This window comes from Halomonas sp. MCCC 1A11062 (genome assembly GCF_021404355.1).
In the GTDB taxonomy this organism is placed as follows: domain Bacteria; phylum Pseudomonadota; class Gammaproteobacteria; order Pseudomonadales; family Halomonadaceae; genus Halomonas; species Halomonas aerodenitrificans.
The window spans coordinates 1-25,934 of record NZ_JABFTW010000016.1; the positions used below are offsets into that span (position 1 = coordinate 1).

At 63.0% G+C, this 25,934-nt stretch carries 28 protein-coding genes; 24 read left to right on the top strand and 4 right to left on the bottom strand.

What is annotated here, in order from left to right:
- Positions 1-62 precede the first annotated feature (62 nt).
- Complete coding sequence (locus HOP58_RS16005) at positions 63-443, bottom strand: hypothetical protein (protein WP_234260868.1); 381 nt, start codon at positions 441-443, stop codon at positions 63-65.
- Positions 444-684: 241 nt separating this feature from the next.
- Between HOP58_RS16005 and HOP58_RS16010 the strand changes: the two genes are divergently transcribed.
- The 5 genes from HOP58_RS16010 (at position 685) to HOP58_RS16030 (ending at position 5,379) form a co-directional block, all read left to right on the top strand.
- Complete coding sequence (locus tag HOP58_RS16010; RefSeq protein ID WP_234254085.1) at positions 685-858, top strand: DUF2970 domain-containing protein; 174 nt, start codon at positions 685-687, stop codon at positions 856-858.
- Between the two features lie 184 nt (positions 859-1,042).
- Positions 1,043-2,158 carry a cytochrome c oxidase subunit II gene (coxB, locus tag HOP58_RS16015; RefSeq protein WP_010628707.1) on the top strand — a complete coding sequence of 372 codons (1,116 nt, stop codon included), beginning with the start codon at positions 1,043-1,045 and terminating at the stop codon, positions 2,156-2,158.
- A gap of 83 nt (positions 2,159-2,241) precedes the next feature.
- Positions 2,242-3,879, top strand: coding sequence for a cytochrome c oxidase subunit I (gene ctaD / locus HOP58_RS16020; RefSeq protein ID WP_026038158.1), 1,638 nt, complete (start codon positions 2,242-2,244; stop codon positions 3,877-3,879).
- A 49-nt stretch (positions 3,880-3,928) separates the two neighbouring features.
- The gene (locus HOP58_RS16025; protein WP_010628705.1) at positions 3,929-4,522 is read left to right on the top strand and encodes a cytochrome c oxidase assembly protein; all 594 of its coding nucleotides are present in this window, start codon (positions 3,929-3,931) and stop codon (positions 4,520-4,522) included.
- A complete protein-coding gene (locus HOP58_RS16030) occupies positions 4,519-5,379 on the top strand; it encodes a cytochrome c oxidase subunit 3 (RefSeq protein WP_234260869.1) in 861 nt (286 codons plus the stop codon). The genes HOP58_RS16025 and HOP58_RS16030 overlap by 4 nt, the downstream gene beginning before the upstream one ends.
- 63 nt (positions 5,380-5,442) lie before the next feature.
- Here the strand turns inward: HOP58_RS16030 and HOP58_RS16035 are convergent, their stop codons facing one another.
- Complete coding sequence (locus HOP58_RS16035; RefSeq protein ID WP_010628703.1) at positions 5,443-5,640, bottom strand: DUF2909 family protein; 198 nt, start codon at positions 5,638-5,640, stop codon at positions 5,443-5,445.
- Between HOP58_RS16035 and HOP58_RS16040 the strand changes: the two genes are divergently transcribed.
- The 14 genes from HOP58_RS16040 (at position 5,639) to HOP58_RS16105 (ending at position 18,910) form a co-directional block, all read left to right on the top strand.
- Entirely contained in the window at positions 5,639-6,388 is a 750-nt protein-coding gene (locus tag HOP58_RS16040; RefSeq protein ID WP_234260870.1) for an SURF1 family protein, read from the top strand. The two genes, HOP58_RS16035 and HOP58_RS16040, sit on opposite strands and share 2 nt — an antisense overlap.
- Positions 6,385-6,936, top strand: coding sequence for a hypothetical protein (locus HOP58_RS16045; protein ID WP_051004653.1), 552 nt, complete (start codon positions 6,385-6,387; stop codon positions 6,934-6,936). The genes HOP58_RS16040 and HOP58_RS16045 overlap by 4 nt, the downstream gene beginning before the upstream one ends.
- 42 nt (positions 6,937-6,978) lie before the next feature.
- The gene (locus HOP58_RS16050; RefSeq protein ID WP_010628700.1) at positions 6,979-8,058 is read left to right on the top strand and encodes a COX15/CtaA family protein; all 1,080 of its coding nucleotides are present in this window, start codon (positions 6,979-6,981) and stop codon (positions 8,056-8,058) included.
- Positions 8,059-8,065: 7 nt separating this feature from the next.
- A complete protein-coding gene (gene cyoE / locus HOP58_RS16055; RefSeq protein ID WP_234260925.1) occupies positions 8,066-8,989 on the top strand; it encodes a heme o synthase in 924 nt (307 codons plus the stop codon).
- A 92-nt stretch (positions 8,990-9,081) separates the two neighbouring features.
- Positions 9,082-9,885, top strand: a complete 804-nt coding sequence (gene cysQ, locus HOP58_RS16060; protein ID WP_234260871.1) for a 3'(2'),5'-bisphosphate nucleotidase CysQ — start codon at positions 9,082-9,084, stop codon at positions 9,883-9,885.
- Between the two features lie 75 nt (positions 9,886-9,960).
- The gene (locus HOP58_RS16065) at positions 9,961-10,428 is read left to right on the top strand and encodes a DUF2489 domain-containing protein (RefSeq protein ID WP_234260872.1); all 468 of its coding nucleotides are present in this window, start codon (positions 9,961-9,963) and stop codon (positions 10,426-10,428) included.
- Between the two features lie 249 nt (positions 10,429-10,677).
- Positions 10,678-11,388, top strand: a complete 711-nt coding sequence (locus HOP58_RS16070; RefSeq protein WP_234260873.1) for an OmpA family protein — start codon at positions 10,678-10,680, stop codon at positions 11,386-11,388.
- Between the two features lie 299 nt (positions 11,389-11,687).
- Positions 11,688-13,586, top strand: a complete 1,899-nt coding sequence (thrS, locus tag HOP58_RS16075) for a threonine--tRNA ligase (protein ID WP_010628694.1) — start codon at positions 11,688-11,690, stop codon at positions 13,584-13,586.
- 132 nt (positions 13,587-13,718) lie between these two features.
- Complete coding sequence (gene infC, locus HOP58_RS16080; protein WP_274517424.1) at positions 13,719-14,258, top strand: translation initiation factor IF-3; 540 nt, start codon at positions 13,719-13,721, stop codon at positions 14,256-14,258.
- 84 nt (positions 14,259-14,342) lie between these two features.
- Positions 14,343-14,537 carry a 50S ribosomal protein L35 gene (gene rpmI, locus HOP58_RS16085; protein WP_010628692.1) on the top strand — a complete coding sequence of 65 codons (195 nt, stop codon included), beginning with the start codon at positions 14,343-14,345 and terminating at the stop codon, positions 14,535-14,537.
- A 36-nt stretch (positions 14,538-14,573) separates the two neighbouring features.
- Positions 14,574-14,927 (top strand): 50S ribosomal protein L20, encoded by a 354-nt coding sequence (gene rplT / locus HOP58_RS16090; RefSeq protein WP_010628691.1) that lies wholly within the window; start codon positions 14,574-14,576, stop codon positions 14,925-14,927.
- A 146-nt stretch (positions 14,928-15,073) separates the two neighbouring features.
- Complete coding sequence (pheS, locus tag HOP58_RS16095) at positions 15,074-16,093, top strand: phenylalanine--tRNA ligase subunit alpha (protein ID WP_234260874.1); 1,020 nt, start codon at positions 15,074-15,076, stop codon at positions 16,091-16,093.
- A gap of 52 nt (positions 16,094-16,145) precedes the next feature.
- Positions 16,146-18,542, top strand: a complete 2,397-nt coding sequence (pheT, locus tag HOP58_RS16100) for a phenylalanine--tRNA ligase subunit beta (RefSeq protein ID WP_234260875.1) — start codon at positions 16,146-16,148, stop codon at positions 18,540-18,542.
- 62 nt (positions 18,543-18,604) lie between these two features.
- Positions 18,605-18,910 (top strand): integration host factor subunit alpha, encoded by a 306-nt coding sequence (locus HOP58_RS16105; protein ID WP_010628688.1) that lies wholly within the window; start codon positions 18,605-18,607, stop codon positions 18,908-18,910.
- A gap of 83 nt (positions 18,911-18,993) precedes the next feature.
- Here the strand turns inward: HOP58_RS16105 and HOP58_RS16110 are convergent, their stop codons facing one another.
- Complete coding sequence (locus HOP58_RS16110; protein WP_010628687.1) at positions 18,994-19,209, bottom strand: DUF2788 domain-containing protein; 216 nt, start codon at positions 19,207-19,209, stop codon at positions 18,994-18,996.
- Between the two features lie 168 nt (positions 19,210-19,377).
- Between HOP58_RS16110 and HOP58_RS16115 the strand changes: the two genes are divergently transcribed.
- On the top strand, positions 19,378-19,842 hold the full coding sequence (locus tag HOP58_RS16115; RefSeq protein WP_010628686.1) for a flavodoxin domain-containing protein: 465 nt from the start codon (positions 19,378-19,380) through the stop codon (positions 19,840-19,842).
- A 1-nt stretch (position 19,843) separates the two neighbouring features.
- The gene (locus HOP58_RS16120) at positions 19,844-20,218 is read left to right on the top strand and encodes a hypothetical protein (protein ID WP_234260876.1); all 375 of its coding nucleotides are present in this window, start codon (positions 19,844-19,846) and stop codon (positions 20,216-20,218) included.
- Between the two features lie 76 nt (positions 20,219-20,294).
- On the opposite strand, the gene ppnN is transcribed toward HOP58_RS16120, so the two are convergent.
- Positions 20,295-21,659, bottom strand: coding sequence for a nucleotide 5'-monophosphate nucleosidase PpnN (gene ppnN / locus HOP58_RS16125; protein ID WP_267963477.1), 1,365 nt, complete (start codon positions 21,657-21,659; stop codon positions 20,295-20,297).
- A 148-nt stretch (positions 21,660-21,807) separates the two neighbouring features.
- Here ppnN and HOP58_RS16130 point away from each other — a divergent pair, with 148 nt between their 5' ends.
- The 3 genes from HOP58_RS16130 (at position 21,808) to HOP58_RS16140 (ending at position 25,878) form a co-directional block, all read left to right on the top strand.
- A complete protein-coding gene (locus HOP58_RS16130) occupies positions 21,808-22,722 on the top strand; it encodes a LysR family transcriptional regulator (protein ID WP_234260877.1) in 915 nt (304 codons plus the stop codon).
- A 190-nt stretch (positions 22,723-22,912) separates the two neighbouring features.
- The gene (gene tssI / locus HOP58_RS16135; protein ID WP_234260878.1) at positions 22,913-25,084 is read left to right on the top strand and encodes a type VI secretion system tip protein TssI/VgrG; all 2,172 of its coding nucleotides are present in this window, start codon (positions 22,913-22,915) and stop codon (positions 25,082-25,084) included.
- The gene (locus tag HOP58_RS16140; protein ID WP_234260879.1) at positions 25,075-25,878 is read left to right on the top strand and encodes a DUF4123 domain-containing protein; all 804 of its coding nucleotides are present in this window, start codon (positions 25,075-25,077) and stop codon (positions 25,876-25,878) included. The genes tssI and HOP58_RS16140 overlap by 10 nt, the downstream gene beginning before the upstream one ends.
- Positions 25,879-25,934 lie beyond the last annotated feature (56 nt).

Here is a 25,934-nt window from a genome sequence, read left to right on the forward strand (position 1 = left end):
CGGAGGGTAGAATCGGTCATGGCGTATCCACTCATGTTGATTGAGATCTTGGTCGTGATCAATCAACAGGATACGCCACCCTTCCTACCTCCTCCCATACACCAGAAATCACCATAGCTCGGCATGGCGGCGACTTGCTTGAGGCGCCGCATATGCTGGTCGGCAACCTCGCGCGCTATTTCCTCATAGCATGCCTTCATCTTTTCGGGGTCGGCGCCGTGGGTGTCATAGCAGTGTCCGAGCTGTTGTCCTGCTTCGGAAAGCGCGGCGAGGAATTTCGCTTCTTGAAGCATCATGTCAGATACGCTTTCCATCCATGCCAGTTGAAGGCGCGTCATCGGGGTAACTCCCTGGATCCATTGCTGCGACCACCATTCCATCAGTGGCAGGGAGGCATCGAGGGCGGGGTTGGGCGCGGGGCGACCGGGGGTGGGGCTGGCCATGGCGATCTCCGTGATATGTCGAATGGGCGATTGGGACAGGGTAGAACGCTTGCATTCGAGTGTAGTCCAGCAAAGGTGGCTCTCCCATGCTTTTTTGCTGCATTGCGGTATGCGATTTCGTGATATCGAACTCGGCACTCCGATACGGGCTTGCAAGCCAGTGGCTTACCGGCAATGGGGTGGTTGTGTCATGCTCTGAAGCCAGCCGGTCTATCCTGCCGGTCTATAGAGGGGGAAGGCGATGTGGAGTGTCATAAAATCGGTGCTGGCAGCGTTCTTCGGCGTTCAGCGCGATAGGCAGCGGCGTGAGGATTTCGAGCGTGGCAGTCCAATGGCCTTCATCGTGACTGGAATCGTCATGGGACTGCTGCTGGTGGGTGTGCTGGCCCTGGTGGCGATCTGGGTTGCGCGCTGAGCGTAGCAGGGCCCAGCGTTGACTGCTGCGTTAGCCATAAGGTGAAGGTTAGGCGAGTGACTTTCTAAACTTGTCTCCATATACTCGGCTAGAAGAAGCGGCTAATGTTCTCTGGGATGAGAACCCCCGTACCCTGACTCGTGGGGCGCCGTTATCGACACAACTACAAACTCGGGAGGCGTCGATGCGCACTCTGCTCGTCTGGCTGGCAGGGGGCTTGACCCTTGTTGGCTCGAGCCAGATGGCTCTGGCTAGCGGCTGGAACATGCCGGTTGGGGTCACTGACCTCAGTAGAGAAATCTACAACCTTCACATGACGATCTTCTGGATCTGTGTGGTCATCGGCGTGATCGTATTCGGGGTCATGTTCTACTCCCTGTTTCGCTATCGTCATTCCAAAGGCGCAAAGTCTGCCAATTTTCACGAGAATACGACGGTCGAGATCATCTGGACGGGCATCCCACTGCTGATTCTCATCGGCATGGCCATACCGGCGACCGCCACTCTCCAGAAAATCTACGATCCTTCCGGGGCCGAGCTGGACGTCATGGTCACCGGTCAGCAGTGGCGCTGGCGCTACGAATATCTCGGTGAAGACGTCGCCTTCAACTCCAATCTCGCCACCCCGAGGGCGCAGATTCGCGGCGACGAGGAGCGCGGTGAGCACTACCTGCTCGAGGTCGACGAGCCGCTGGTCCTGCCGATCAATCGCAAGGTTCGTTTCCTCTTTACTTCCGACGACGTCATCCACGCCTGGTGGGTTCCCGATTTTGCCGTGAAACAGGATACGGTGCCGGGCTTCATCACCGAGAACTGGGTACGCATCAACGAGCCGGGTATCTATCGCGGGCAGTGCGCCGAGCTGTGCGGGGTCGATCACGCCTTCATGCCGATCGTGGTGCGCGCGGTGGAAGAGGACGAGTTCGACGCCTGGCTGGCCGAGCGCCAGGAGATGGCGGCGGAAGAGGCCATGGGCATCGACCGCGAGTGGGAGTTCGATGAGCTGATGGAGCGGGGCGAGGGCGTCTACGGCAGCATCTGTGCTTCCTGTCACCAGCCTGAAGGCCAAGGGTCGCCGCCGGCGTTCCCCGCACTGGCCGGCAACGAGCGGATGCTTGCGGACGTGGAGTGGCACAAGGACGTCATCATCAATGGCGTATCCGGGACTGCCATGCCGTCGTTCCGCACTACGCTCAATCCGGTCGAGCTGGCAGCGGTGATCACCTATACCCGTAACGCCTGGGGCAACGAGTCCGGCGATGCGGTACAGCCGGCCGAAATCGCCGAGCGGCTGCAATGATCGTCGCCCTCACGTCGCCACGGCGGCGTGAGGGACCCCTGACAAGCTGCGACAAAACAAGACAATGAGATTGGAGTATTCCGATGGCCCCTAAGGTACCTCCTCAGCCGACTCTCGAGCAGAGCACTACCGCCGCGGAAGCGGGGCATGGACATGCCCACGAAGCCCCACCAAAGGGCATCATGCGCTGGCTGCTGACCACCAATCACAAGGAGATCGGGTCGATGTACCTGATCTTCTCGCTGATCATGTTCTTCATCGGTGGCATCTTCGCTCTGGTGGTTCGTCTAGAGCTTTTCCAGCCCGGATTGCAATTCGTCAATCCGGAATTCTTCAATCAGATGACTACCATGCACGGCCTGATCATGGTCTTCGCGGCAGTCATGCCGGCCTTCACCGGGCTGGCTAACTGGATGATTCCGCTGCAGATCGGCGCACCAGACATGGCCCTGCCGCGGCTCAACAACTTCAGTTTCTGGCTGCTTCCGGTGGCATTCGGGCTGTTGCTCTCGACCCTGTTCATGCCGGGTGGTGGGCCGAATTTCGGCTGGACGTTCTACGCGCCGCTGTCCACGACCTATGCGCCGCCCTCCACCACCTTCTTCATCCTTTCGCTGCACATTGCCGGCATCAGTTCGATTCTGGGGGCGATCAATATCATCGCCACCATCCTCAACATGCGTGCTCCGGGCATGCGCATGATGGACATGCCGCTGTTCGTGTGGACCTGGCTGATCACCTCCTTCCTGCTGATCGCCGTGATGCCGGTACTCGCCGGGGTGATCACGATGATGCTGATGGACATCAACTTCGGTACCAGCTTCTTCGATGCGTCGGGCGGCGGCGATCCGGTTCTGTTCCAGCACCTGTTCTGGTTCTTCGGCCATCCCGAGGTCTACATCATGATCCTGCCGGCCTTCGGTATCGTGTCGGCGATCATTCCGGCCTTTGCCCGCAAGCGCCTGTTCGGCTATGCCTCCATGGTGTATGCCACTGCTGCCATTGCGGTACTGTCGTTCCTGGTCTGGGGGCACCACATGTTCGTGGTGGGGATGCCGCTGGCCGGGCAGCTGTTCTTCATGTACGCCACCATGCTGATCGCCGTGCCCACCGGGGTGAAGGTGTTCAACTGGGTGGCCACGCTGTTCCGTGGCTCCATCAGCTTCGAACCGCCGATGCTGTTTGCCCTGGCCTTCGTGGTGCTGTTCACCATCGGCGGCTTCTCGGGGCTGATGCTGGCCATTGCGCCGGCCGACTTCCAGTACCATGACACCTACTTCGTGGTGGCGCACTTCCACTACGTGCTGGTGCCGGGTGCCATCTTCTCCATCATGGCCGCCGTCTATTTCTGGCTGCCCAAGTGGACCGGCCACTATCCCAACGTGCGCCTCTCTCAATGGCACTTCTGGCTCTCGGTGATCAGCGTCAACCTGACCTTCTTCCCGATGCACTTCTCGGGGCTGGCCGGCATGCCGCGGCGGATTCCCGACTATGCGCTGCAGTTCGCCGATTTCAACCTCGTGTCTTCCATCGGTGCCTTCATGTTCGGCTTCTCCCAGCTGCTGTTCGTCGCCGTGATCGTCATGTGCGTGCGTGGCGGCAAGAAGGCGCCGGCGGCGGCCTGGGGCGAATACGCCGACGACCTCGAGTGGAGCGTACCGAGTCCTGCACCGCTGCATACCTTCGAGACGCCGCCGACCTTCCAGCGTCCGGCTCACTGATTCGCATTGCCGGCCACGCGTGGCCGGCCATCGAAAGGAGGAGTGAAGCATGACTCAGCACGATATGGAGGCCAGGCAGGCGGGGGTACGGCGGACGATCTGGCGCAGCGTGGCGGCACTGATCGGCATGTTCGCCTTCGCCTTCGCCCTGGTGCCGCTGTACGACGTGTTCTGTCGGGTAACCGGTATCAACGGCAAGGTCGATACCACTGCCCAGGCACTGGTTCACGACGATGTGGACGAGTCGCGCCTGGTCACGGTGCAGTTCATCACGCGTAACGGTTCCGGCCTGCCCTGGAGACTGGATGTCGAGACCCGGCAGGTGCGGTTGCACCCTGGGCAGACGTCCGAAGTGAATTTCATGTTCAGCAATCAGAGCAGCAGCGAGAACTGGGGGCGCGCCGTGCCCAGCGTTTCGCCCAACACCGCTACCCGCCATGTACGCAAGTCGAGCTGCTTCTGTTTCGAGGAGCAACTGCTGCAGGCAGGCGAGCGGGTAGAAATGCCACTGGTGTTCCAGTTGGATCGCGACCTCCCTCCCGAGGTCAACACCGTCACTCTGGTCTATACCCTCTACCCCGTTGAGGGCAAAACCCAAACGCTGCAGGCCGGGGTCAAGCGCGACGAAGGAGGTGAGGCATGAGTGGTGGCAGTTATTACGTACCCGCAACCAGCAAGTGGCCCATTCTTGGCTCACTCGCTCTCGGGGTGATGATGGTCGGCACCGGCATGGTGCTGGTGCACGGGCGAGGTACCGTTATCACGCTGGTGGGCCTGGTGGCAGTCATCGCCGTGATGGCGCTGTGGTTCCGTGACGTGGTGGTGGAGTCGCGCAGCGGGCTCTACGATGCCCAGATGGATCGCTCGTTCCGCTGGGGCATGGGCTGGTTCATCTTCTCCGAGGTGATGTTTTTCGCCGCCTTCTTCGGCGCGCTGTTCTACGTGCGCACCTTCGCTGTGCCGTGGTTGGCAGGTGAGGGTACCAAGGGGGCAACCGCGCTGTTGTGGCCGGAGTTCGTAGCGCACTGGCCCTTGCTCAGCCCGCCGGACCCTTCCGTGGCGGGCCCCTCACAGGTCTTCAGCCCTTGGCACTTGCCGCTGGTGAACACGCTGATCCTGGTCTCTTCGAGCATCACCCTGACCGTGGCGCACGAGGCGTTGAAGGAAGGCAAGCGCAAGATATGCCGCAACTGGCTGGCGGGCACCGTTCTGTTGGGCCTCACCTTCATCGTCATTCAGGGCGTGGAGTACTACGAAGCCTATGCCCATTACGGCATCACGTTGCAGGCAGGCATCTACGGCGCCACCTTCTTCATACTGACGGGCTTCCATGGGGTTCACGTCATCGTCGGAACGCTGATCCTCATCGTGATGCTGTTCAGGGTGATGCGCTACCACTTCTCCCCGGAAGACCACTTCGGCTTTGAGGCCTCATGCTGGTACTGGCACTTCGTCGATGTGGTATGGGTGGGGCTGTTCCTGTTCGTCTATGTGTTCTGACGTGGTGGTGTGATGCATAGCCCCATGTGTCCTCATGGGGCTGGTGATATCGGCAGTCTGGGGTCAAATTTCTCCCAGGCTGCCAAAATAGAAGCCGTAGAACAGCAGGGCCAGTAGCAGTGCGGCCAGAGAAACGCGAATCTTCAGCGATACGAGCAGGCGCCGCGAGCTGGAATCGTCGCGTAGCAGAAAGCCAACGCCGGCGGCCAGGCTGGTCAGCATGGCCAGGAACACCACGGCTATCAGAGTTTTGAGGAACATGGGGCACTCCATTGAAAGTCAGGGGAGCGGAAAGTGGCGACTGAGGATCTGGTTCTCGTTCTGGTCGGCACTGGTCGCATTGGGCTTGTTCCTTGGACTATGGCAGTGGGAGCGGGCGGACGACAAGCGCGAATACCTGGCACGTCTCGACGCCGCCCCAACGCTGGAAGCGCCAATCGACACTCCCCCCGAAGGCACTCGGCTGACGTTGCGTGGCCGCTATCTCGAGGAGCAGACTCTGTTTCTCGACAACCGCACCCATCAGGGCCAGTTGGGAGTGGCGGTGCTCACCCCCCTTCGAACCGAAGATGGCCGACTGTGGCTGGTTCAGCGAGGCTTCCTGGCCACCGGGCCGACCCGCGCGGCGCCTGAGGTGGAAACCCCCATGGGTGAGGTCGTCGTCGCAGGCCGCTGGCAGGCGGCAGGCAGTGGCACTCCCTTGTTCGGCCCCAACCGTGAAGGTAGCCGCCTGCAGCGCATCGAGCTCGAGGCCTGGGAGGCGGATTTCGCGTACGCCGGATGGATGCATCTCGAGCGTGGGGGCGGCCTGCTCGAGCCGTGGTGGCAGCCCAGCGTGATGCCACCCAGTCGGCATGTTGGCTATGCCGTTCAGTGGTGGGGATTAGCGCTGGCCGCTCTGGTCGTGATGCTGCTTGGCGGGCGCCGGCTGGCCAAAGACCGTCGTGATGCCACTAACGCCGCAGGTCGCAATGCACATGAGGAGGCAAAGCCTTGCAGGAAGCCATGAGAATTCGTCACCAGCGCTTCAAGTTGTTGGCATTGATAGCAATCTTCGCCTTGCCGGTCGTTACCGCCTGGGTGATGGTGCAGTGGCGTATCGGCATCCCGGAGCAACGCACGGCCCACGGCGAGCTGGCACCGGACGTACCCCAGCTGGCGCAGTGGCCCCTGGTGGAGCTTACTGACAGCCTGGATGAGGGCGACTGGGTGCTGGCCTTCGACTGCAGCGTGGCATGTGCTGAAAACGCCGACCGCTGGTGGCGTCTGCATCGTGCGCTGGGCCGCGAGGCGCCCAGGGTGACGAGGTTGCGTGTCGGCGGCGAGGGCGAGATTTTGCCGGGAGAACTTTTGCCGGGAGAGATCGGTGCACAGTGGCTGGATGTGCCGGATTGGCAGGCGCCCGGGCAGGTCTGGCTACTCGACCCGAGGGGCCAAGTGGTATTGACCTATGGTCGTGAGGTCGGCGAGCGCGATGTGATGGATGATCTCAGTCATCTGCTGCGCATGAACCCCGACCGGCGCAGTGCGCCGGAGCGTGACGGCGATACACGCTGAGCGCAGCTACCATTATTCGACCAGGGAGGCGGGAGCCACACCATGCAGAGTGCTTCGATGTCGAATGCTTCCATTCAGCGCGATACGGCGCGGCTGCGTCTGTTGCTGCGGCTGAGTCTGGCTGGGGTCGTCTTTACCACCGTGGTGATTCTGATCGGTGTGTGGACGCGCCTGGTGGATGCCGGGCTTGGTTGTCCTGACTGGCCGGGCTGCTATGGGCGCTTGGTGGTGCCGAATGCCGATCGGGCGATGGCCCACTCTCCCGACGCGCCGCTGGAAGTGTTCAAGGCCTGGGTGGAGATGGTTCACCGCTACGTGGCATCGGCGCTCGGGCTGCTGGTCATCTCCTTGCTGGTGCTGGGGGCCGGGCTGCGCCGTCGCCCCGGCTATCCGTGGAAAACGAGCGTGGCTCTGCTGGTCGTGATTCTGCTGCAGGGGGCGTTCGGTGCCTTCACCGTGACGTTGAAGCTGTGGCCACAGGTCGTGACCCTGCATCTGTTGGGCGGCCTGGCGGTACTGCTGCTGTTCCTTTGGCTGCATCTTAGTTTGCGCCGGTTTGCCAGAGGCGCTGCGGCACCTGGCGTAGCGAGGCGGCGTCTCACTCCGCTGTGGGGCATTGCCATGCTCTGCCTGTTGCTGCAACTGGCTCTGGGCGGCTGGGTGTCGAGCAACTACGCGGGCATTGCCTGTCAGGGCTTCCCCACCTGCAACGGTCAGTGGTGGCCGGAGATGGATTGGAGCGAGGGCTTTCATCTGACCCAGACGGTAGGGCCGAACTATCTACACGGGCAGCTGCATGCAGATGCCAGGACTGCCATCCATCAGGGGCACAGGATCGGCGCTCTGGTGCTCGGACTGGCCTTGATAGCGTTGGCACTGCGCTATTGGCGCGAGGCGCGCATGCGCCCCTGGCTCGGTGGGCTCGTCTTCGCCTATGGTATTCAAGTGGGGCTTGGCATCGCCAACGTGCTGATGTGGCTGCCCTTGTGGTTGGCATTGCTGCATACGGCCGGTGCCGTGGCGCTGGTACTGCTGCTGGCGTTGGCGGTGTGGCATTGGCGAGAGTCGGCCGTTGCGGCCGAAGATTCAACACGACGGGACAAGGAGTGGGTGCATGTCTAACGCGCTGATGAGACGTGGCGAATTGAAGCGCGTTCTGCTGTCACAGCTGGAAGGCTCCAACTGGAGCTGGCAGGACCTGCTCACGTTATGCAAGCCGAGAGTGGTATTGGTCATGCTGGCTTGCGCACTGGTGGGGATGGCGTTGGCAACGCCAAGCTTGCCTTCCCTTTCCACGGTAGTATTCGGCCTGGCCGGGATCGGTATGGCGGCCGGTGGCGCAGCGGCGTTCAACCATGTGGTGGATCGGCGCCTCGATGCGATGATGCTGAGGACTTCCCAGCGGCCGCTTGCGGCCCAGCGCATGCCGACGGTGCTGGCGCTGGGCTGGGCATCGCTGCTCTCCATGGCGGGTATCGCGCTGTTGCTATGGCAGGTCAATGCCTTGACGGCGTGGCTGACGCTGGCATCGCTGATCGGCTATGCGTTGATCTATACGGCCTTCCTGAAGCGGGCTACACCGCAGAACATCGTCATCGGTGGCGTGGCCGGGGCGGCGCCGCCGATGCTGGGTTGGACGGCGGTGACGGGGCAACTGGGGCCGGAGCCGCTGCTGCTGGTGCTGATCGTATTCGCCTGGACGCCGCCACATTTCTGGGCCTTGGCAATCCACAAGCGCGATGAGTATGCGCGTGCTGGTGTGCCGATGCTGCCGGTAACCCATGGCGAAGCGTTCACACGGCTGCAGATATGGCTTTATGCCTGGTTGACCGTAGCCGTAACGCTGCTGCCCTTCGTCATCGGCATGAGCGGGGCCGTCTATCTGGTGGGCGTCATGGCGCTGAACCTGCGCTTCATGTACTGGAACTGGAAAGTCTGGCGGGGGGCCGACCCCACCGCACCGCTGGCGGCCTTCTGGTTCTCGATCCGCTACATTCTCGGTGTGTTCGGTGTCCTGCTGCTGGATCATTATGCCGGCCTCTGGGCAGCGTAAGCGAGTCAGGTGGTTTTTCTACTTCGAGCGCCCGGCATATGCCGGGCACTCGCGTTTCGGGCTGCTGAATCATTACGACAGGGAGAATAGGCGTGATCGAGAACGAAGGCGCGACGTCGCTGCTGCCCGATGGGCGAGCGCTGCGCGAACTTTGCGAGGCGGCGGGCCGGGAGATCCTGCGCATACGCGAAAGACGCTACGAGGTGGCCGGCAAGGCCGACGGCAGCCCGGTCACGGAGGCCGACATGGTGGCGCACCGTCGTCTGGTGCGTGGTTTGCCGAGGCTGCTGGAGATACCGGTGCTGTCCGAAGAGCAGGCCGATATCGCCTGGGCGGAACGCTCTACCTGGCACCGCTACTGGCTGGTCGACCCGCTCGACGGTACTCGTGAGTTCGTCGATGGCTTCGATGACTTCACAGTGAACGTAGCGCTGATCGAGAAGGGTGAGGTACGGCTGGGGGTGGTTCATGCGCCGGCACTAGGCACGACTTGGATGGGCGGAAAGGGGATCGGTGCCTGGCGCTGGCATGAGAACCGGTGTCGGGAGCTGGTCGTGCGTGTCGAGAGGCCGCCACGGATCCTCGCCAGCCGAGCCCATCTGGACGCGCAGACCCAGGCTTGGCTGGCGCGCTTTCCCGAGGCCACGCTCGAGCGCTGCGGCAGTTCGGTGAAATTCTGTCGCATTGCCGAAGGTCGCGCCGATCTGTACCCACGCTTCGGCCCTACCTGCGAATGGGATACCGCTGCCGGTCAGGCAGTGCTGGAAGGGGCCGGTGGTGCGGTGATCGAGCCGCGCGATGGTCATGCGCTGCGCTACAACCGGGGTGAGAGTTTGATTAATGGTCCCTTTATCGCTTGTAGCGACCCAACCCTGATCGATAACACGCTGAATTGAATGAGTGCGTCGGGCGCTGTCCCGTGCTCGTGCTTGCGTTACAATGCGGCCCACAACCCACTTTCTGGAGTTTGGATGACGACGACGACGGCATTGATTCTGCTCGCCGTGGGCTTGGCCATCATTGCCGGCCTGGCAGCTTACGCTTACACCTTGTGGAAGGAGGTGCAGCGGCGTGAGGCGTTTCGTGAGGATGAGCTGCGCCGTGCTCATGAGAATTGCCTGGCCAATCTCGAGATCGTTGCCTCTTCGCTGCTGCAGGAGCAGGTCGACATCACCGAAGGTGCATGGCGCTGCAAACTGCTGCTCGACATTCTCGATCCGCGCCTGCTCGAGCGGCCCGGCTTTCAGGCCTTCAGCGAGGTATATGAGCGCACCCAGCACCTGCATACGCACTCCGCGCGCAAGGAGTTGGCCCCCCGCGATCGCATGCGCGAGGACCGCGAGCGTCTCGAGGTGGAGGCGGAGTGGCGCCAGCCGGTACTTAAGGCGGCTGAAGAAGTGCTCAAATTTCGTCGAAACTGGCCCGAAAGCCTGCATTGAGATCTATACAAAAGCTTTACAGCACGGTATGTTGGCAGCGCCTTGGGCGCTCCGCCAAGCTAAACATGGCCATTCCCTGGGTATTTGCTGGCAGAAAATGGCAGAATGGCCGGGGAAAGGAGTGAGACGGCGCTTTGAGCAAGGCCGATAACGGCCTACACTTTAAGCCGTTGGGTCAATGAGTGTCCTGACCATCGGGAAATTCGCGTTTCGTGCAGCCCGAGATGAAAATCAAGAAGGAGTCTTGCAATGAAAAAATCAACGACTGGCTTGCTGTTGGGTTCAGCTCTGGTGCTCGGCCTTTCTGGCTGTGCTACGGATTTTCAGCGGGGCGGTGAGCGCGCGGGCGGCACTGCGGCGGCTGGCACCGGTGCAGGCGGTACCGCCTGGTATCAGCAGCCCGTGGTATGCGGTATCGCCGGTGGCCTGATCGGCGGCAGCATCGGCTATGCGGTGAGCGGAGAATCCGATGAGGATGCTGGTATCGCCGTGGGCGGTGCCACTGGTGCTGCCATCGGCGCTCTGCTGTGTGCCGATCGTACCCCGCCGCCGCAGCCGGTTGCCGAGCCGGAGCCCGAGCCGATGCCTGAGCCTGAGCCGGCTCCGGTTACCGAGTTCGAGCCGGTTACGCTCGATAGCGGAGTCACCTTCGCCTTCGATTCCGACGAGATCCGTCCGGGTGCCTATCAGACTCTGGACCAAGTGGCGACCACGCTGCGCGAGAATCCCAACCTGCGCGTGCGCATCGAGGGTCACACCGACTCCGTGGGCTCCCCGCAGTACAACGTGGGCCTCTCCGAGCGTCGTGCGAACTCCGTGCGTAACTTCCTCGTCTCACGCGGTATCGCCGAGAATCGCATGACCACCCGCGGTTTCGGTGAAGAGCGTCCGGTTGCCACCAACGACACCGACGAAGGACGGGCGCAGAACCGTCGCGTCGAGATCATCAACTGGGATTGATGCCCGGCGCTGGATGAGTTTCCAGCACCGCCATCAGCAGGGGCACCTTCGGGTGCCCCTGTCGCGTCTGTGTCCTTTTCATTCTGCCCAGGCGATGCTCGCCATGGCGCAAGCGGGGGCTGTTCTGGTAGTCTTGTCGGTCGCCGTGACGTGCAGCGGGGCCGCTATGAATACGGCACCCGTATCGCCCAAGGTAGTGGGTGGGCTGCATGTTTCGCTGACGACCTGTTTTTCGTATCTGCTATCAACCGCGACACGTGATCCCTGGTATGGATCACCACTGCGCAAAGGACCCTTCGATGCCCATCGTGACCCTGCCGGACGGCAGTCAGAGAACTTTCGACGAACCCATCAGCGTGATGCAGCTGGCCGAGTCCATTGGCCCCGGGCTGGCCAAGGCCTGCGTGGCCGGCAAGATCGACGGCGAGCTGGTGGATGCCGCCGACCTCATCGAGCATGACGCCGAGGTGGCCATCATCACTGCTCGTGACCCGGAAGGGCTCGAGATCATCCGCCACTCCTGCGCGCACCTGATCGGGCATGCGGTCAAGCAGCTCTACCCCGATGCCAAGATGGCCATCGGCCCGGTGATCGATGACGGTTTCTACTACGACATCGACTTCGGCCGCTCGGTGACGCCGGACGATCTGGCCGCCATCGAGACGCGCATGAAGCAGCTGATCGACACCGACTATGAGGTGGTGCGCGAGTACGTGGATCGCGACAAGGCGATGCTGACCTTCCTGCATCGGGAGGAGCCCTACAAGCAGGAGATCGTGCGCGAGATCCCCGAGGGCGAGACCATTCGTCTCTACCATCACGAGGAATACACCGACATGTGCCGTGGGCCTCACGTGCCCAATACCCGGCACCTGAAGGCGTTCAAACTGACCAAGCTGGCCGGCGCCTATTGGCGCGGCGATGCCACCAAGCCGATGCTGACGCGTATCTACGGCACCGCCTGGGGCGACAAGAAAGATCTAAAGGCCCACCTGCAGCGTCTCGAGGAAGCCGAGAAGCGCGATCACCGCAAGCTGGCCAAGCGCATGGACCTCTTCCATCTGCAGGAGGAGGCCCCGGGCATGGTGTTCTGGCACCCCAACGGCTGGACCCTGTACCAGGCGCTGGAGCAGTACATGCGCCGGATCCAGATCGAGCATGGCTATCAGGAAATCCGCACGCCTCAGGTGGTGGATCTTTCGCTGTGGAAGAAGTCCGGCCACTGGGGGCACTACAGCGACCTGATGTTCACCACCGAATCGGAGAAGCGCGAGTACGCGGTCAAGCCGATGAACTGCCCCTGCCACGTGCAGGTATTCAATCAGGGGCTCAAGAGCTATCGCGACCTGCCGCTGCGCTTGGCCGAGTTCGGCAGCTGCCACCGCAACGAGCCTTCCGGTTCGCTGCACGGTTTGATGCGGGTGCGTGGTTTTACTCAAGACGACGCTCACATCTTCTGTACCGAGAAGCAGATCCAGAGCGAGGCCGAGGCCTTCATCGCGCTGACGCTCAAGGTCTATAAGGAACTGGGCTTCGACGACGTAGAGCTCAAGCTGTCGACCCGCCCCGACGACTTCATGGGCGAGGCGGCGCTGTGGGATCGCGCCGAGGCCGGCCTCGAGGCGGCGCTGAACGCCACCGGTCTGAAGTGGGAGCTGCAGCCGGGCGAGGGCGCCTTCTACGGGCCCAAGATCGAGTTCGCCCTGCGCGACTGTCTCAATCGCGTGTGGCAGTGTGGTACCCTACAGCTCGACTTCAACCTGCCGGGCCGCCTGGGCGCCCAGTACGTCGACGAGGATGGCGAGCGCAAGACCCCGGTGATGCTGCATCGGGCCATCCTGGGCTCTTTCGAGCGCTTCATCGGTATTCTGATCGAACACTACGCCGGGGCCATGCCGCTGTGGCTGGCGCCGGAGCAGGCGGTGGTCATGACCATCACCGATGCCCAGCGTGACTATGCGCTGGAACTCGAGCGGCGCCTGCAAAAAATTGGCCTTCGCGTCAAGGCGGACTTGAGGAACGAGAAGATCGGCTTTAAAATCCGCGAACATACGTTGCAGAAGGTTCCCTATCTCCTGGTAGTAGGGGATAAGGAAGTCGAAGCCGACTCGGTTGCCTTGCGTACGCGCACTGGCGAAAACCTGGGCACCATGACCGTCGATGCTTTCATCGAGCGGGTACGGGCAGAAGGTCTGTAAGAGACCTGTAAGGCCTGGGCTGGGTCTGTAGACCTAGATTAGACCTGTAGGGCCTGGAATAGACCTGTAAGCCCAGGTGGGGAAAGACAGGTCGGCATCGACATCGTCAATTACCGGAACGGAGACGGAACGATCAAGCGAAGCAGCCAGCGCGGACGTCCTCAGGACAAGCGCCCCCCAATGAACGAGCGGATAACCGAGGATCAGGTGCGCCTGATCGACAGCGACGGCGAGCAGCTGGGCGTTGTGCCCACGAGCGAAGCGCTCGAGCGTGCCGAAGCGGCCGGTCTTGACCTCGTCCAGATTTCCAATGCCGATCCGATCGTCTGCAAGATCATGGATTACGGCAAGTTCGTCTTCGAGCAGAAGAAGCAGAAGGCAGCTCAGAAGAAGAAGACGAAGCAGATTCAGGTCAAGGAAGTCAAATTCCGGCCTGGCACCGACGAGGGGGATTACCAGATCAAGTTGCGTAACTTGATCCGCTTCCTCGAAGGTGGCGACAAGGGCAAGGTCACGCTGCGGTTTCGCGGCCGTGAAATGGCGCACCAGGACATCGGCCGCAAGCTGATGGAGCGGATCGCTGCGGATCTCGAGGAGATCGGGACCGTGGAGTCCTTCCCCAAGATGGAAGGGCGCCAGATGATCATGATCATTGCCCCCAAGAAGAAGTGATCCGAAGGCCAGTCAGACGGGCGGTCGGCAATAGCCGGCCGCCGGCCCCGGGTTTTCTGAAAAATCTCGAGCGGAGTTAGTCTCATGCCGAAAATCAAGAGCAACAGCGGCGCTGCCAAGCGCTTCAAGAAGACGGCCAACGGCTTCAAGCACAAGCAGTCGTTCCGGAGCCACATCCTGACCAAGAAGTCGACCAAGCGTAAGCGTCATCTGCGTGGTACGAAGCTTATCCACGACGCCGACAAGGCCCTGATTCAGCGCATGCTGCCGAATCTGTAAGCCTCAGGTCACATACTTTAACGTCAGGAGAAAGCCATGACTCGTGTCAAGCGTGGTGTCGTCGCTCGTCGTCGTCACAAGAAGGTTCTCAAGCTGGCCAAGGGTTACTACGGTGCCCGTTCGCGCGTTTTCCGCGTGGCCAAGCAGGCTGTCATCAAGGCTGGTCAGTATGCCTACCGTGACCGTCGTCAGCGCAAGCGTCAGTTCCGCGCCCTGTGGATCCAGCGTATCAACGCCGGTGCCCGTCAGCACGGCCTGTCCTACAGCCGCTTCATCGGCGGCCTGAAGAAGGCCGGTATCGAGATCGACCGCAAGGTGCTGGCCGATCTGGCCGTTCACGAGAAGGCTGCCTTTGCTGCCATCGTCGAGAAGGCCAAGGCTGCCCAGTAAGTGACATTGTCTCGGGTGTCGGGCCGGTCGCGGCCGGCCCGGTCGATGCCAGACCGTCGCAGGGGAAGAGCAGCCGCTCTTCCCCTGTTTTTTTACGACGCGCACTGACGCGTCAACAGCACGATAACGACTTCGGAGCTCAACGGATGGACCATCTACCAACACTGGTCACCGAAGCCCGTCAGGCCATTCAGGCTGCCGACAGCATCGCGGCGCTCGAGGAGCTGCGGGTACGCTACCTTGGCAAGAAAGGCGAGATCACCGCTCAGCTCAAGGGGCTCGGCAAGCTGCCGGCGGATGAGCGTCCGGCAGCGGGGGAGCGCATCAACCAGGCCAAGCTGGCCCTGACCGAGGAGCTCGACGCCCGTCGCGAGTCGCTGGCCAAGGCGGCCCTGGAAACACAGCTGGCCGCAGAGCGCATCGACGTGACCCTGCCGGGGCGTGGCCAGACCAACGGCGGCCTGCACCCGGTCACCCTGACCCTGGAGCGCATCGAAGGGCTGTTCAGCCGCATCGGCTACGATGTTGCCGTGGGGCCTGAGGTCGAAGACGACTATCACAACTTCGAAGCGCTCAACATTCCGGCTCACCACCCGGCCCGGGGCATGGCGGACACCTTCTACTTCGACGCCACGCGCCTGCTGCGCACGCATACCTCGCCGGTGCAGGTGCGCACGATGAAGAATCAGGCGCCGCCGATCCGTATCGTCTGCCCGGGGCGGGTCTATCGCAGCGACTCCGACCTGACCCATACGCCGATGTTCCATCAGGTCGAGGGGCTGCTGGTCGACGAGGACGTGAGCTTCGCCGATCTGAAGGGCACCATCGAAGACTTCCTGCACGCCTTCTTCGAGCGCGACGACTTGTCGGTGCGTTTTCGTCCCTCCTACTTCCCCTTCACCGAGCCCTCCGCCGAGGTCGATATCCAGTGCGTGATGTGCTCCGGCGAGGGTTGCCGGGTCTGCTCCCACAGCGGCTGGCTCGAAGTGATGGGCTGCGGCATGGTGCACCCGGAAGTGTTCCGCCATTCGGGTATCGACTCGGAACGCTACAAGGGCTTTGCCTTCGGCATGGGCGCCGAGCGACTCGCCATGCTGCGTTACGGCGTCAACGATTTGCGCATGTTCTTCGACAACGACCTGCGCTTCCTGCGCCAATTCGCCTGATCGGGCGTCGAGCCCAGGCGGACATGAACTTCGGCCGAATACAGGATTGACCATGAAATTTTCCGAACAGTGGCTGCGCGAGTGGGTGTCACCGCAGCTGGGCGTACAAGGGCTGGCCGACCAGATCACCATGGCCGGCCTGGAAGTGGATGCCGTCGAGCCCGTTGCCGCTGCCTTCAGTGGTGTGGTGGTGGCGGAGGTCGTGGACAAGCAGCAGCATCCGGATGCCGACAAGCTCAACGTGTGCCAGGTGCTCGACGGCAGCGGCGAGCCGGTTCAGGTAGTGTGCGGTGCCGCCAACGTGGCGGTCGGCCAGAAGGTAGCGTTTGCCCGTGTCGGGGCAGTGTTGCCGGGCGACTCCAAGTCTGACGGTTTCAAGATCAAGCAGGCCAAGCTGCGCGGCGTGGAATCCCGCGGCATGATCTGTTCCGCCTCGGAGCTGGGTCTGGCCGAGGAGACCTCGGCGGGCATTATGGAGCTGCCTGCCGATGCGCCCGCCGGCGAGGATTTTCGCACCTGGATGGGGCTCGACGATCACACCGTCGAGGTGGATCTGACGCCGAACCGCGGCGACTGCCTGAGCTTGAAAGGCCTGGCGCGCGAAGTCGGCGTGCTCAACCGACTGGCGGTGACCGAGCCTGCCGTCGAGCCGGTCGCGGCCAGCCACGACGAGACCTTTTCGGTGCGGGTTGAGGATGCCGAGCGCTGCCCGCGTTACATCGGTCGCTTGATCAAGGGCGTGGACGTCACCGCGGCGACCCCGCTGTGGATGGTCGAGCGCCTGCGCCGCAGCGGCGTGCGCTCCATCGATCCGGTAGTCGACGTGACCAACTACGTCATGCTCGAACTGGGCCAGCCGCTGCACGCCTTCGACCGGGAGAATCTGCACGGTGCGGTGATAGTGCGCCTGGCGCGGGAAGGGGAGCAACTGATACTGCTCGACGGTCAGGAGATCACGCTCAACGCCTCGACGCTGGTCATCGCCGACGAGCGCGGGCCGCTGGCCATTGCTGGCGTGATGGGCGGCGAGGGTTCCGGCGTCGGCCCGGCAACCCGCGATATCTTCCTCGAGTCCGCCTTCTTCTCGCCCCTGGCGATTGCCGGGCAGGCGCGTTCCTATGGGCTGCATACCGATGCCTCGCATCGCTTCGAACGAGGGGTCGATCCGTGCCTTACCCGTGACGCGGTGGAGCGTGCCACGGCGCTACTGCTCGCGATCACCGGCGGTGAGCCGGGGCCGCTGGTGGAAGTCATCAGCGATGCCCATATGCCGGCCGCGCGTGAGGTCACGCTGCGTGCCGCGCGGCTCGAGCAGGCCCTGTGCAAGGCACTACCCTCGGCCGAGGTGCAGGAAATCCTCGAGCGGCTGGGTATGGCAGTCATCGCGACGGAAGCGGGATGGCAGGCGAAGGTGCCCAGTTGGCGCTTCGATATCGCCATCGAGGAAGATCTGATCGAGGAAGTGGCGCGGATCCACGGCTACAACCTGCTGCCGGTGCGCCGTCCTACGGCCCGTTTGGCGCTGCGCCCCGACAACGAGGCGCGCACGCCCCTGGCCAGGCTGCGGCGTCAACTGGTGGCGCGGGGCTATCAGGAGGCGGTCACCTACAGCTTCGTTGCCCCCGAACTGCAGCAGGCGTTGCTGCCGGATGCGGTCTCTCCGCGGCTGGCCAACCCCATCTCCAGCGATCTGGCCGTGATGAGGGCAAGTCTGTTCCCGGGGCTGATTCGTGCGCTGGAGTACAACCTCAACCGCCAGCAGACCCGGGTGCGTCTGTTCGAGACGGGGCTCGTTTTCCGCGGCGATCTGGATGCGCTGGACCAGACGCCCATGGTCGGTGCGCTGGTCTGCGGTGAGTGCCTTCCCGAAGGGTGGGCCGGCAGCCGGGACAAGGTCGACTTCTTCGACTTGAAAGGCGATCTGGAAAGCCTCATCGCCCTGGGTGGAGAGGAGCATGCCTGGCGCTTCGAGCCGGGTGAGCACTCGGCGCTGCATCCCGGTCAGTGTGCGCGGGTGGTGTTTCGTGGCGAACAGGTGGGCTGGATCGGTGCGCTGCATCCCGCCGTCAAGGCCGAGCTTGGCCTGAAGGCTGAGGTGTATCTGTTCGAAGTGCGTCAGGATGCGCTCACTCATGGCAGCCTGCCTGCCTTCGAGCCGTTGTCGCGCTATCCGGAGGTGCGCCGGGACCTGGCCTTCCTGCTCGACGAGAGCCGACCCGTGCAGGCGCTGCTGGATTGCGTACGCCAGCGCGCAGGACAATGGCTGCAGGAACTGCGCCTGTTCGACGTCTATCAGGGCAAAGGGGTGCCCGAAGGGAGCAAGAGTGTTGCCTTGGGCTTGACCTGGCAGCATCCTTCGCGCACGCTGAATGACGAAGAAATCAATCAGTTGGTCGATGCCATCGTCGCCGAGTCGCATCAGCATCTGGGGGCCGAGCTGCGCGGGTAAGTGCTCGAACGAACCGGGAGCCATGACGGCGGCGGGCTGGACCGCCACTCTGAGGAGATGACATGGGAGCGTTGACCAAGGCGGAACTGGCCGAACATCTCAATGCTGAGTTGGGGCTGACCAAGCGTGAAGCCAAGGCCATGGTAGAGGCTTTCTTCGAAGAGATCCGGGCCTGTCTGCGCGAGAACGAGCAGGTCAAGCTGTCGGGGTTCGGTAACTTCGATCTGCGCGACAAGCGTGAGCGCCCGGGGCGCAATCCGAAAACGGGGGAGGAAATTCCCATTTCGGCGCGACGTGTCGTGACCTTCCGACCCGGCCAGAAGCTCAAGAGCCAGGTCGAGCGTTACGAAGGCCCGGCGCCCAGCTGATGAAACGCCATAGCAAGATGCCACCCCACGGGTGGCATCTTGCTATTGGATACTGCGGCTATTGGGTACATGCCCAGTCAGGTTCAAACCCCGCCGCCACTCTCCATCAGCCAGGTGATCACCACCTTGAAGATGTAACCCATCATGCCCGCGCCGAGCACCACGAACAGCATGAGGGTGCCGAAGCGACCGGCCTGGGATTGCTTGGCCAGGTCCCAGATGATGAAGCCCATGAACAGGATCAGGCCGCCGATCAGCAGCGGGGTGACCCAGGCTTCGAACGTATGCGCCTCCAGCATGTCGCCTCCTCGAAACAGAGACCGAACATTATACTTGGCCAGCTTTCGAGCCGCCTGCGACAACCTGTCGCTTGGCGATGGCGGGTGGTGGCGTTCGGCGCCAACTCGCCGACACGTGGTAAACTCGTGTCGAACGTATCGGTTGAACGAATCAGGTCTATTTCCGACATGCCAATGCTGAAGATTTTCGTAGGAACCATGTATGGCGGCGCCCTTGATGTCGCCGAACAGGTCGCTCCGCTGTTCAAGGATGCCGGCTACGAGACCACGGTTCTCGAGCAGCCCACGCTCGAGGACTTGACCGAAGAGCGGCCCGATCTGGTGCTGTTCTGCGTCTCCACGACCGGCAGCGGCGATTTCCCGGGCAATTTCGTACCCTTTGCCCGCGCCCTCGATGAGCGAAGCCCGTCGCTGGTGGGCGTGCGCTACGGCTTGATCGCCATGGGCGACAGCTCCTACGGTGATACTTTCTGCGGAGCAGGGCGCCGTCTTGATGAGATGCTCGAAGGGCTTGGGGCCACCCGGCTGGGGGAGCGGCTGGAGATCGATGCCATGGAGACCTTCATGGCCGACGATGCTGCGCTGCCCTGGGTCGAGGAGTGGATCGAAGACCAACAGCTGCAGGTGGCTTGAGATGCATGCCGAGCCGACTGCGGAACGACTGAGCCTGCTGGCGGGCTTGCTGATACTGATGCTCGCTACCGTGCCGCGATTCATCGCCGGCGATTATGGCAATCGCCTGTCGCTGATCTCGATAGCGCTGGCGGTGGTGGCGGTGGTGGCTTTCCTCAACTGGCGCATGCTGGATGCGGACCAACGCCGCCGGCTGCCGCAGCTGGGCAAGCGGCTGCTACTGGCGCTGCTGGCAGGGTTGGTAGTGATGGGCCTGTGGCATGCGCTGTTCACGGCCTGGATCAGCTGGCAGCTGTTGCTCGCGCATGGCGCCACGCTTGGGCTGCTGCTGCATGCAGTATTGCTGTGGTTGCGCCCACCTGTTCCTCGAGACTGAGCCACGAGCCTGAACTGCCGGCGGCGCCTTTCAGGCGCCGCCGTTCTTTCTCTACTCGATTCCTGCCGGCCCGCTGTCACACCAGCCGGTAGCAGGGCACGTATTCCTGCCCTGGCAGCTTCATGCGGCCCTGGGCCACGAAGGAGCCGAGCAGTTCGTCCAGGCGGCGCATCAGCTCCGGCTCGGCATGTAGCTGGAAGGGACCGTGGGCCTCGATGGCGCGCAGCCCCCGCTCCTTGACGTTGCCCGCCACGATGCCGGAGAACGCCCGGCGCAGGTTGGCGGCCAGTTCATGGACCGGCTGCTTGCGATGCAGTGCCAGGCCGGCCATCGCCGCGTGAGTGGGCTCGAAGGTCTCCTGGAAGTCCCGGGCGATGGTGAGGCGCCAGTTGTAGTGGAAGGCGTCCTGATGGGCGCGGCGGAACTCGGTGACGCTATCGATGCCCTTGCGCATGGTGCGGGCGACCTCGACGGGGTCATCGACGATGATGCGATATTTGCTGCGCGCCGCCTCGCCCAGGGTGTAAACGAGAAACTCGTCGATGCGCTGGAAATAGTCGGCGGAGTTGGCCGGGCCGGTGAAGATGACCGGCAGGGCCATGTCGGCATTATCGGGGTGAAGCAGGATGCCCAGCAGGTAGAGGATCTCTTCCGCCGTGCCCACGCCGCCAGGAAAGACCACGATGCCGTGGCCCAGGCGTACGAAGGCCTCCAGGCGCTTCTCGATGTCGGGCATCACCACCAGTTCATTGACCAGCGGGTTGGGCGCCTCCGCGGCGATGATGCCGGGTTCGGAGATGCCCAGATAGCGGCCGTCGAGTATGCGCTGCTTGGCGTGGGCCAGGTTGGCGCCCTTCATCGGACCCTTCATGGCGCCGGGGCCGCAGCCGGTACAGATATCGAGTTCGCGCAGGCCGAGGTGGTAGCCCACGTCCTTGGTGTACTCGTACTCCTCGCGGGTGATGGAGTGGCCGCCCCAGCATACGACGATGCCGGGATCACGGCCCGGCTTCAGCGTGCCGGCCTTGCGCAGGATATGGAACACCGCGTTGGTGGTCCCTTCGCCAGTGGTGAGGTCGAAGCGGCGATGCTGCTGGATCTCGTTGTAGACGTAGACGATGTCGCGCAGCACCGAGGAGAGGTGCTCGCGTATGCCGCGAATCATCTTGCCGTCGACGAAGGCCTGGGCGGGGGCATTGGTCAGCTTCAGGCGTATGCCGCGGTCCTGCTGGATCACTTCGATGTCGAAGTCGTGATAGGTCTCCATCAGCACCAGGCTGTCGTCGGTCATGCTGCCGGAGCTGAGCACGGCAAGCGAGCAGCGCCGCAGCAGGTCGTGCAAACCGGCCTTCGAGGTGTCGCGCAGGCGGTTGACCTCATGCTGTGAGAGCACTTCCAGGCTGCGCAGCGGTGAAACGATGGTGGAGATGGTGTCTGGCATGAAACGATCCTTGTGGTGTCGGCTTGCGTGCCTGTCATCGAGTCGTCATTCGATGCTATCACGCTGCCCGCAGCGGCGCAGCGCTGCGTGGCTGGGCCAGGGGTGGTAGGATGAGAGTCTCCGGCCTTGGTCCCTGCAAGCGATCGCCATGTTCAACGCACAGTACTTTCGCACTTTCATCACCCTGGTCGAAACGGGCAGCTTCACGCGTACTGCGCGGCATCTCGAGATGACCCAGCCCGGGGTCAGCCAGCATGTGCGCAAGCTGGAGCAGTATCTCGACAAGCCCTTGCTGGAACGGCAGGGCCGGCGCTTCGCTCTCACCGAGGCCGGGCGCAGGGCCTACGACTACGGGCTGCGGCTGTTCGCCGAGCATGAGCAGTTTCGCCACTCGCTGGACGACGATGCGCTGGACACCGGTGAGTGCCGTATCGCCTCGCCGGGCAGCGTGGGGCTGATGTTCTATCCCTACATTCTCGGTCAGCAGCAGATGTCGCCGGGACTGACGGTCAGTTACAGCTTTGCCTTCAGCCACGAGATCGTTTCCGACGTGCTGGCCGGGCGTCACGACTTGGGTATCGTCACCGAGCCGATCCGCCATCCGGAGCTGAACTGCAGCCTGTGGCACCAGGAGCCGCTGTGCCTGGTGGTGCCGGCGGACTTTGCCGGCACCTCGCTCACCGAGCTGATGGGTATCGGCTTCATCAACTACTCCGACGGGGTCAATCACGCCGGCGCGCTGCTGCGCAGCAATTTCCCTGACGAGTTTCGCTCCATGAGCCAGTTTCGCCGCCAGGGCTTCACCAACGAGGTGGGCATGGTGCTCGACGCCGTGGCGCGCGGTCTTGGTTTCACCGTGGTCTCGCGGCTGGTGCTGGAAACCTCGCCTTGGCAGCGGCAGGTCAAGGAACTCGATCTGCCTGTCATCGAACACGAGACCCTGCATCTGGTCAGCCGCAGCGGAACCAAGATTCCTCGCCGCTATGCGCGTCTGCTTGAAGGGTTCCGCGAGCAGCGCATGCGCGAGCGCTTCGGCCCCGGGGATATCGCCTCGCTGCCGTAGTATTTCCCTTTTTGGCCTATGGAGAGGTGCTGGGGCTAGGTAGAGTGGCCCAGGCTGGCTTTGTAGGCGATCTCCTACACTTTTATCAGTGAAGCGCCACAGATACCCCCTCTCAGTGCTGGTAAGCTCTTCGCGCGAGGACCTTATTTTACTAATTAAACGATAACGACTTCAGCCGCAGGGAGGCGACATGGCCAAGGCCACCGGTCTGCATTTCACGTTGCAGCTAGCCGATGCCAGCTCGCCCGACACCGAGGGCCTGGCGGTCATCGAGTTCACCCACCGGGAACGGCTCTCCGCCCCCTTCGAGCTCACGGTGCGCTTCGCCAGCCGTAACGGCAGTCTCTCTGCTCGCGACATTCTCGACCGCGAGGCCACCCTGACCATCTGGCAGGACGACGAGATGCTGCGCCAGGTGAACGGCATCGTCAGCGAGTTCGCCCGTGGCGACCGCGGCCACCGCCACACCTTCTACCGGGTCGAGATCCGGCCCGCGCTGTGGCGCCTTGGCCTGCGTCAGAACTCGCGCATCTTCCAGGAAGCCTCGCCGCTCACCGTGCTCAACACCCTGTGCGACGAGCACGGCCTGACCGATCTCGTCTTCGCCGCCACCCGCGAGCCTGAGTCTCGGGAGTACCTTACTCAGTACCGGGAAGACGATCTCGCCTTCGTCGAGCGCCTGGCCGCCGAAGAAGGGCTGTTCTACTTCCACGAGTTCTTCGAAGTCGGCAGCGACGAGGATGCTCGCGCCGCCCACCGCCTGGTGTTCGCCGATGCGCCCCAGGTGCTGAGCCACCTGGGCGAGCGCACCTACCACGGCCGCGCCGGGGGCACGCCGCCGGCGCGTCACGTGCGCAAGCTGCAGCAGCATGCCCGGGTCGCCCCGGCCTCGGCCACGCTCAAGGACTACTCGTTCAAGAAGCCTGCTTACGGACAACTGCATGATCACGCCGCACGCGATCTAGAAGCTCACGGCCAGCGAAGCGACTACGAACACTACGACTACCCCGGGCGCTACAAGGCCGACGCCTCCGGCCAGGCCTTCACCCGCATTCGCCTCGAAGCGCTGCGCCGCGGCGCCAACACCGCCGACGCCGAGAGCGACCTGCCCGAACTCGCCCCGGGTACCCGTTTCACCCTTACCGACCACGATCTGGATGACCTCAACCGCGACTGGCAGGTGCTCGGCGTCATTCACCACGGCAAGCAGCCCCAGGCACTGGAAGAGGACGGCTTCGTTCAGGGTAGCGAGCAAGCCGACCGAAGTGATGGCCTGCAGGGTCGGGCAGGCTCGGAAGCCATGACCAAGTACCACAACGAACTGGTGCTCATGCCCGCCGACCAGGCCTGGCGTCCCGAGCCCAACCCCCGGCCCCGAGTCGACGGCCCCCAGATCGCCTTCGTCGTCGGCCCCGAAGGCGAAGAGATCTATTGCGACGAGCACGGCCGGGTCAAGGTGCAGTTCCCCTGGGATCGTTATGCCGAGCCGAATGAAACGGCGAGTGCTTGGATTCGTGTCAGCCAGGACTGGGCCGGTGGCGGCTACGGCAGCATGGCGATTCCGAGGATTGGCCATGAAGTGATCGTCAGCTACCTGGAGGGCGATCCCGATCAACCGCTGATCACCGGACGAATCTACAACGCCGTCAGCACACCGCCCTACGAACTGCCGGCGCACAAGACCCGCACCGTAATCCGCACCCAGAGTCACCAAGGCGAAGGCTTCAACGAACTGCGCTTCGATGACGAAGCCGGCCAGGAGCAGATCTGGCTTCACGCCCAGAAAGACCTGGAGCTGCTGACCCACAACGACCGCACCGAAGAGATCGGTAACGACAGCCACCTCACCGTGCACCGCAACCGCATCAGCGAGATCCACGCCGACGACCACCTCACCGTGCGCGGCCAGCGCCACCTCAAGGTCGACGGCGACGACCACCTCATCGTAGGCACCACGCGCCACGAAAAGACCGCCCGTGCCCAGCTCGTCGAAGCCGGCCAGGAGATCCACCACAAGGCCGGCAGCAAGACCGTGATCGACGCCGGCGCCGAGATCACCCTCAAGGCCGGTGGCAGCTTCCTCAAGCTCGATCCCAGCGGCATCACCATCGTCGGCGCCCAGGTCAAGATCAACTCCGGTGGCAGCCCCGGCTCGGGGAGCGGGCAGGGGGCTGCGGTGGCGCTGTTGCCGGGTGGAGCAACGGCGGAGATTCACGAGCCGGTCGATCCCATTCTGCACGAGCAACTGCTCACTGCCGCCTTGCAGGGGGCGGCGGTAATCGAGATATGCCAGAAGCTGACCGCGGGTGCTACCGCGAATGTGGCTGACTGTGCGCTGGGAGAGGCCTGCCCATGTCGCTGAGGCCCGTTTCCCGAGCACAGGTGTTCTACCTGACCGACCAGGCACTCTACCCCCAGGCGCAGCAGCGAATGTTCGAGGCGGATGATTCGCCGACGTATCAGTTGCTGTACCTGCAAACACCGTATCGTCAACATGCGGCGCAGGGTCCGCTGCTGGTAATGCCCTCTACGCCGCGTGCCGGGGCGGCCCTGGAGCGCTGGGTCGAGCAGGGCGTGGCCATCGAGATTCACTCGTACCACTCTTTTTCCACGCTGATCGAGCATTGGCGTAGCTTGACCCAGGTGCGTCGTCAGGAGGGGCCGCCGGCGCTGTTCCGCTATGCCGACCCGAGGTTGTATGCGGGTCTCGAGACAGCGTTGAGCCCACACGAGATCGCCCGGCTGCTGGGGCCAGTCCATTTCATGTATGGCCTTGCTGCCGGGAAGGCCTGGCGCCTGGAGTCGCCCAACAGCCAGCTCTCGTTTTCGAATGAAGAGTTCGTGCTGACCACGGCGCATCAGCGTGCCCTTGAGGCCTGGCGGGAAGGGGTCTTCAGCAGTCGGCTAGCCGAGGAGTATGGGGTGCCCGAAGCATGCGTCTTGACCTGGCTGGAGCAAATGAAAGTCCTGGCACTGCCAACCGAACATGCCCAGTGGGAAGGATGCCGCGTGCTTGCCGAAGCGGGTCGCCGGACGCCGCTGCCGGCGCGGCAGATGGAGCGCTTGGGGCATCATACCTATCCATGGCAACAGCGACTCGCGCAGCTGCGTGTCTTGGCGACGACAGCCCATGAACCGGATGAGGCGATCTCATGAGTGATACCTTGGCGCCACCTACGCTTCAGCCCAGCCGGGCTTCTGCATCGGGCAGC

Coding starts and splice junctions, on each gene's coding strand:
- HOP58_RS16005 (WP_234260868.1), bottom strand. CDS start 443: ATGGCCAGCCCCACCCCCGGTCGCCCCGCGCCCAACCCCGCCCTCGAT.
- HOP58_RS16010 (WP_234254085.1), top strand. CDS start 685: ATGTGGAGTGTCATAAAATCGGTGCTGGCAGCGTTCTTCGGCGTTCAG.
- coxB (WP_010628707.1), top strand. CDS start 1,043: ATGCGCACTCTGCTCGTCTGGCTGGCAGGGGGCTTGACCCTTGTTGGC.
- ctaD (WP_026038158.1), top strand. CDS start 2,242: ATGGCCCCTAAGGTACCTCCTCAGCCGACTCTCGAGCAGAGCACTACC.
- HOP58_RS16025 (WP_010628705.1), top strand. CDS start 3,929: ATGACTCAGCACGATATGGAGGCCAGGCAGGCGGGGGTACGGCGGACG.
- HOP58_RS16030 (WP_234260869.1), top strand. CDS start 4,519: ATGAGTGGTGGCAGTTATTACGTACCCGCAACCAGCAAGTGGCCCATT.
- HOP58_RS16040 (WP_234260870.1), top strand. CDS start 5,639: ATGGGGCACTCCATTGAAAGTCAGGGGAGCGGAAAGTGGCGACTGAGG.
- HOP58_RS16035 (WP_010628703.1), bottom strand. CDS start 5,640: ATGTTCCTCAAAACTCTGATAGCCGTGGTGTTCCTGGCCATGCTGACC.
- HOP58_RS16045 (WP_051004653.1), top strand. CDS start 6,385: ATGAGAATTCGTCACCAGCGCTTCAAGTTGTTGGCATTGATAGCAATC.
- HOP58_RS16050 (WP_010628700.1), top strand. CDS start 6,979: ATGCAGAGTGCTTCGATGTCGAATGCTTCCATTCAGCGCGATACGGCG.
- cyoE (WP_234260925.1), top strand. CDS start 8,066: ATGAGACGTGGCGAATTGAAGCGCGTTCTGCTGTCACAGCTGGAAGGC.
- HOP58_RS16065 (WP_234260872.1), top strand. CDS start 9,961: ATGACGACGACGACGGCATTGATTCTGCTCGCCGTGGGCTTGGCCATC.
- HOP58_RS16070 (WP_234260873.1), top strand. CDS start 10,678: ATGAAAAAATCAACGACTGGCTTGCTGTTGGGTTCAGCTCTGGTGCTC.
- thrS (WP_010628694.1), top strand. CDS start 11,688: ATGCCCATCGTGACCCTGCCGGACGGCAGTCAGAGAACTTTCGACGAA.
- rpmI (WP_010628692.1), top strand. CDS start 14,343: ATGCCGAAAATCAAGAGCAACAGCGGCGCTGCCAAGCGCTTCAAGAAG.
- rplT (WP_010628691.1), top strand. CDS start 14,574: ATGACTCGTGTCAAGCGTGGTGTCGTCGCTCGTCGTCGTCACAAGAAG.
- pheS (WP_234260874.1), top strand. CDS start 15,074: ATGGACCATCTACCAACACTGGTCACCGAAGCCCGTCAGGCCATTCAG.
- pheT (WP_234260875.1), top strand. CDS start 16,146: ATGAAATTTTCCGAACAGTGGCTGCGCGAGTGGGTGTCACCGCAGCTG.
- HOP58_RS16105 (WP_010628688.1), top strand. CDS start 18,605: ATGGGAGCGTTGACCAAGGCGGAACTGGCCGAACATCTCAATGCTGAG.
- HOP58_RS16110 (WP_010628687.1), bottom strand. CDS start 19,209: ATGCTGGAGGCGCATACGTTCGAAGCCTGGGTCACCCCGCTGCTGATC.
- HOP58_RS16115 (WP_010628686.1), top strand. CDS start 19,378: ATGCCAATGCTGAAGATTTTCGTAGGAACCATGTATGGCGGCGCCCTT.
- HOP58_RS16120 (WP_234260876.1), top strand. CDS start 19,844: ATGCATGCCGAGCCGACTGCGGAACGACTGAGCCTGCTGGCGGGCTTG.
- ppnN (WP_267963477.1), bottom strand. CDS start 21,659: ATGCCAGACACCATCTCCACCATCGTTTCACCGCTGCGCAGCCTGGAA.
- HOP58_RS16130 (WP_234260877.1), top strand. CDS start 21,808: ATGTTCAACGCACAGTACTTTCGCACTTTCATCACCCTGGTCGAAACG.
- tssI (WP_234260878.1), top strand. CDS start 22,913: ATGGCCAAGGCCACCGGTCTGCATTTCACGTTGCAGCTAGCCGATGCC.
- HOP58_RS16140 (WP_234260879.1), top strand. CDS start 25,075: ATGTCGCTGAGGCCCGTTTCCCGAGCACAGGTGTTCTACCTGACCGAC.